Origin of the sequence: Oscillibacter sp. CU971 (assembly GCF_905219725.1) — a bacterium.
Taxonomy (GTDB): Bacteria; Bacillota; Clostridia; order Oscillospirales; family Oscillospiraceae; genus Oscillibacter.
The window spans coordinates 1-4,903 of sequence record NZ_CAJMXG010000217.1 but is presented as its reverse complement, the minus strand read 5'-3'; the positions used below and the strand labels follow the sequence as shown (position 1 = coordinate 4,903).

Here is a 4,903-nt window from a genome sequence, read left to right as displayed (position 1 = left end):
CCCCTGGACCTGGGGGCGGACCTCGCCTGCGATTCCGCCCACAAGACCCTGCCGGTCCTCACCGGCGGGGCGTACCTGCACATTGCCAAAACCGCCCCGGCGGCTTTTCGAAAAAACGCCAGAGCGGCCTTGGCCCTCTTTGGGTCTACCAGCCCGTCCTATCTGACCCTGGCGTCCCTGGACCTGTGCAGCCGCTATCTATCAGAAAATTACCCCGCCCGCCTGAAAGAGGCCGTCCGCCGCCTGGAGGCCCTGGGGAAAACCCTTTCCGCCAACGGCTGGCAGGTTGAACCCTCCGACCCTCTCCGCCTGACCCTCCGGGCCCCTTCGGGCCTGACGGGTCTGGATTTGGCGGACCGCCTCCGCCGGGGCGGCGCGGAATGCGAGTACGCGGACCGGGACTTCCTGGTCCTCATGACCACGCCGGAAAANACCCCGGAGGACCTTGCCCGCGTTTCCGCCGCCCTGGGGGAAAACCGGNCTCCCGCCGCCCCGGCGGTTTCCCTGCCCCTGGCAAAGGGANAGNGGGTCCTCTCNATCCGGGAGGCCCTGTTCGCCCCCCAAGAGTCCGTCCCGGCGGNGGAGAGCCTGGGCCGGGTCTGCGGCGCGCCCACGGTGGGCTGTCCCCCGGCGGTGCCCATCGCCGTGTCCGGGGAGCGGATTGGGCCGGAGGCCCTGGCGCTGTTTCGCTGTTACGGCGTAAAACGCGTGGACGTTTTAAAGAGTGAAAATTAAAAAATGAGGCACACTAGCCTTGCCGCCCCGTTCCTCTGGGACGGGGCAAATTTTTTTCAGAATAGGAGAAACGCGATGAACGCGACGGTAAATGAAAGCTGCATCGGCTGCGGCCTGTGCGCCGGGAACTGCCCGGAGGTATTTTCCATGGGAGACGACGGCTTTGCCCACGGCGGAGAGGTCCCTGACGGAATGCTGGACGCGGCCCAGAGCGCCCGGGACGAGTGCCCGGTGAGCGCCATCAGCATCGGCTGAGGCCCGCGCATACGCGTATAAAAGAGGGGAGCTGCCCAAAGCGGGCAGCTCCCCTTTTACGCTTATTCGTCCAGCTTCAGCACCGCCAAAAACGCCTCCGTGGGAATCTGCACGGAGCCCAGGGAGCGCATCTTCTTCTTGCCCTCCTTCTGCTTTTCCAGCAGCTTCTTCTTCCGGGTAATGTCGCCGCCGTAGCACTTGGCCAGCACGTCNTTNCGCATGGCCTTGACCGTCTCCCGGGCGATGACCCGCCCGCCGATGGCCGCCTGCACCGGAACCTCGAAGAGCTGGCGGGGGATGTTCTCCTTCAGCTTCTCGCAGAGCTTCCGGGCCCGGGGATAGGCCTTGTCCTTGTGGGCAATGAAGCTCAGCGCGTCCACCTGGTCCCCGTTCAGCAGCAAATCCACCTTCACCAGCTCGCTGGGCCGGTAGCCGGAGAGCTCGTAGTCCAGGGAGGCGTAGCCCTTCGTGTTCGCCTTCAGCGTGTCGAAGAAATCGTAAATAATCTCGTTCAGCGGCATCTGGTAANGGAGCTCCACCAGGTGGGTGTCCAGGTACTGCATGTCCTTGAACTCCCCCCGGCGCTCCTGGCACATGGGNATGATGTTCCCCNCGTAGNCGTTGGGGCTGATGATGGACACCTTGACATAGGGCTCCTCCGCCCGCTCGATGGAAGCCGGGTCCGGGTAATTATGGGGATTGTCCACCCGGACCAGACTACCATCCGTTTTATAAACATCATAGATTACGGAGGGTAATGTCGTCACCAGGTCCAAATCAAATTCCCGCTCCAGCCGCTCCTGGATGACCTCCATGTGGAGCATGCCCAAAAAGCCGCAGCGGAAGCCGAAGCCCAGCGCCACGGAGGACTCGGGCTCAAAGCTCAGGGACGCGTCGTTGAGCCGCAGCTTTTCCAGCGCGTCCCGCAGGTCCGGGTACTTGGACCCGTCCTCGGTGTAAATGCCGCAGTAAACCATGGGCTGCACGGGCCGGTAGCCCGGGAGGGCCTCCGCCGCCGGGTTTGCCCCGTCCGTCACCGTGTCGCCCACCCGGGTGTCCTGGACGTTTTTGATGGAGGCGGTGAAATAGCCCACCTCCCCCGCCCGGAGGCAGTCACAGGGCTCCATGCCGAGAGGCAGCAGATGCCCGCACTCCACCACCTGGTAGCTGGCGCCGGAGGCCATCATCTTCACCGTCTGCCCGGCCCGGAGGCTGCCCTCCATCAGGCGCATGTAAACGATGACCCCCCGGTAGCTGTCGTACTGGCTGTCGAAAATCAGGGCCTTGAGGGGGGCCTTCTCGTCCCCGGAGGGGGGCGGGACGTTTTTCACAATGTCCTCCAGCACCGCGTCGATGTTGACCCCCATCTTGGCGGAAATCTCCGGCGCGTCCAGGGCCGGGAGGCCGATGATGTCCTCCACCTCCTGCTTGGCCTGGGCGGGGTTGGCGGCGGGGAGGTCGATTTTGTTGAACACCGGGAGAATCTCCAGGTCGTGCTCCATGGCGAGGTAGGTGTTGGCCAGGGTCTGGGCCTCCACGCCCTGGGTGGAGTCCACCACCAGCACGGCCCCCTCGCAGGCGGCCAGGGACCGGGACACCTCATAGTTGAAGTCCACATGGCCCGGGGTGTCGATGAGGTTCAGGGCGTAGTCCTCCCCGTCGGCGGCGGTGTAGTTCAGCCGCACGGCCCGGGCCTTGATGGTGATGCCCCGCTCCCGCTCTAAGTCCATGTTGTCCAGGAGCTGGCTCTCCATCTCCCGCTGGCTGACGGCGTTGCACTTCTCCAGAAGGCGGTCCGCNAGGGTGGACTTGCCGTGGTCAATATGGGCGATGATGGAAAAGTTGCGGATGTGGTCTTGGTTTATCATAGAAAAAAGCCTCCTTGGGGAAGTCTTGATGGTGTCATACTTGCGGAAGATGGGGGTACACTGCCGCCCACACGCCGGTGTCCGGGTCCCGCTCCAGGACTAGAACGTCGGGACTTGTCCCCCGGTCGAAGTATATCCGTTCGGTGGAATCATCCGGTTGAATGTCAAACCTGTATTCTGACCCAATGCTGCTGTTCAGCCCGCCAAAGCAGCTGTAAAAGGAGCAGTGGATCTCATCGCCNAACTGCTTGGCCTCCATGGCCCGGATGAAGCCCATGGAACCCTCGGGAAACGTCTGTACCGTGACGATGGACCCGTCNTCAGAGACGGCAAACTTTTGCNGATCGATGTCCGTCCTCTTATGAAAGCCCGGCAGCACGAACAGTATCCCGGCGGCCGCGCCGATGAGAAAAGCCAGGACAATGGGCAGGATTTTTTTCATGGGGCCCTCCTTTTTCAGCTCTTGCACCAGTCCGGCGGCTGGTCATGGTCCTCGTACCACCGCTCCCAGAACTCGCCGTCCCACAGCGCGTCGTAGTCGTAGTGTATCACAAACTCCCGCCAGTCCGCCAGGGTCTTCTCCACGTCCTCCTCCCGGAGGAGGAACTTCTCGGCGCACACGTTCCCCAGCACCCACTTCNCGGCCTCGCCNGAGTGGTGGATGTAGTCGCAGTAGTTGTTCAGCTCCGTCACCATGTCCTTGGCAAAGAGCGGCGCGTGAAGGCGGACGTTGGGCCAGCGGTTCAGGGTGTGGCACGCCGTCCGCAGGGCCGTAAGCCGGGCATCCAGGTCTCCCCGGCGGAGGCAGCGGTCCCAGGAGAGGATGCTGTAGGGGGAGAGGAAAATCTCGAACTTCGTCTCCGGGTGGTCCTGGAACCAGTCCTCCATCACCGCCAGATTCTCCAGGGTAAACTGCAGATAGGCGTTTTCCGGCGTCCGCTCCTCCGAAACCGGGGGACGGTCATAGGTCCGCAGGGCCTCGTACCTCCCCCACCGGGAGGTTTTGTCCCAGGTGAAGCCCTCGTCCAGGGTCTGCCCGCCGCCCTGGCGGGCGGTTATAAGGGCGTAGAGGCTGTAGTAGAGGGAGTCCTTGTTCAGAAGATNCTTCACGTNGTCCAGGGNATTCCGGTTGTAGAGATACTCCGGCATGGCGTCCGTCACGCCGCNGCCGNCCCGGATCNGGGCGTTTAAATCCAGGGCAAACAGCACCCGCTCCGGCGGGTTCTCCCGGAAGAGCAGGCCCANCACCTGGTCGAACTCGGAAAAGTACCCGTCGGGAATGGTGATGCGCAGCCCCGCGCCGCCGTAAAACTCCTCGATCCAGGCGGCGCGGTAGTTGGCGGCCATGGAGGTGCCCAAAAGCACCGTGTCCGCCGGGACGTTTTTCGCCATGCCCGCCGCCTGATACCGCTCGTTGAAAAAGGCGGGGAGGCGGTTCTCCGGCATCCGGTAATAGAGGCAGGGGTCCACGGCGTACACAATCCCGCCGCACAGGGCCAGGGCCGCCAGCAGGACCGCCAGGAAGCGGCGNGCCCAGCGCTNATNNATCTTGTTCATGGCTCAGCCTCAGAAATTGGAATAGATGAAGGTGGTCACCCCGGTGAAGGACAGCACGGACCAGGCCGCAAGCAAAGCCAGGACCGCCGCCCGCCAGAAGGCGGGCTTAAAATGGTCCATCTGCCCCACGGCGTTCCGGGGCCACAGCGCCGCCAGCAGGGCGGCGGCAAAGAGCCCGTAGGTCAGGACCGGGGCCGTCCAGCCCCGGAGGGCGGGAAACACCATGCCGAAGGCCTTGGCCTCCTTGGCGAACACGTCCGCCATCAGCCACTCCGCCGGGGGGCGGAAGTCGGCGGTGACGGCGGTTTTCAAAAGCGCCAGCGCCTGAGAGACGCCGGGGGCCCGGAAGAAGACCCATGCGGCGTTGACAAAAGCGAAGGTCACGGCCCAGCGCAGGAGCTTTGGAAGCCTCTCCCGGCCCTTCCCCCAGGCCCGTTCCGCGATCTGGCCCAGGCCGTGGAGCCCGCCCCAGATGAGGAAGGTCCACC

At 63.9% G+C, this 4,903-nt stretch carries 2 protein-coding genes and 2 pseudogenes; 2 read left to right on the top strand and 2 right to left on the bottom strand.

The features are described from left to right. Together JX325_RS12700 and JX325_RS12695 are read left to right on the top strand one after the other, a co-directional pair. Positions 1-735 (top strand): annotated as a pseudogene (locus tag JX325_RS12700) (amino acid decarboxylase); the annotation flags it as partial. A gap of 75 nt (positions 736-810) precedes the next feature. Further along, complete coding sequence (locus tag JX325_RS12695; protein WP_204791480.1) at positions 811-990, top strand: ferredoxin; 180 nt, start codon at positions 811-813, stop codon at positions 988-990. 62 nt (positions 991-1,052) lie between these two features. On the opposite strand, the gene lepA is transcribed toward JX325_RS12695, so the two are convergent. Further along, the gene (lepA, locus tag JX325_RS12690; protein WP_204791479.1) at positions 1,053-2,858 is read right to left on the bottom strand and encodes a translation elongation factor 4; all 1,806 of its coding nucleotides are present in this window, start codon (positions 2,856-2,858) and stop codon (positions 1,053-1,055) included. A gap of 1,566 nt (positions 2,859-4,424) precedes the next feature. Then, positions 4,425-4,903: pseudogene (locus tag JX325_RS12685) on the bottom strand (MBOAT family protein); the annotation flags it as partial.

Excerpts from the sequence above, each read along its gene's own strand:
- JX325_RS12695 (WP_204791480.1), top strand. The coding sequence starts at position 811 with ATGAACGCGACGGTAAATGAAAGCTGCATCGGCTGCGGCCTGTGCGCC.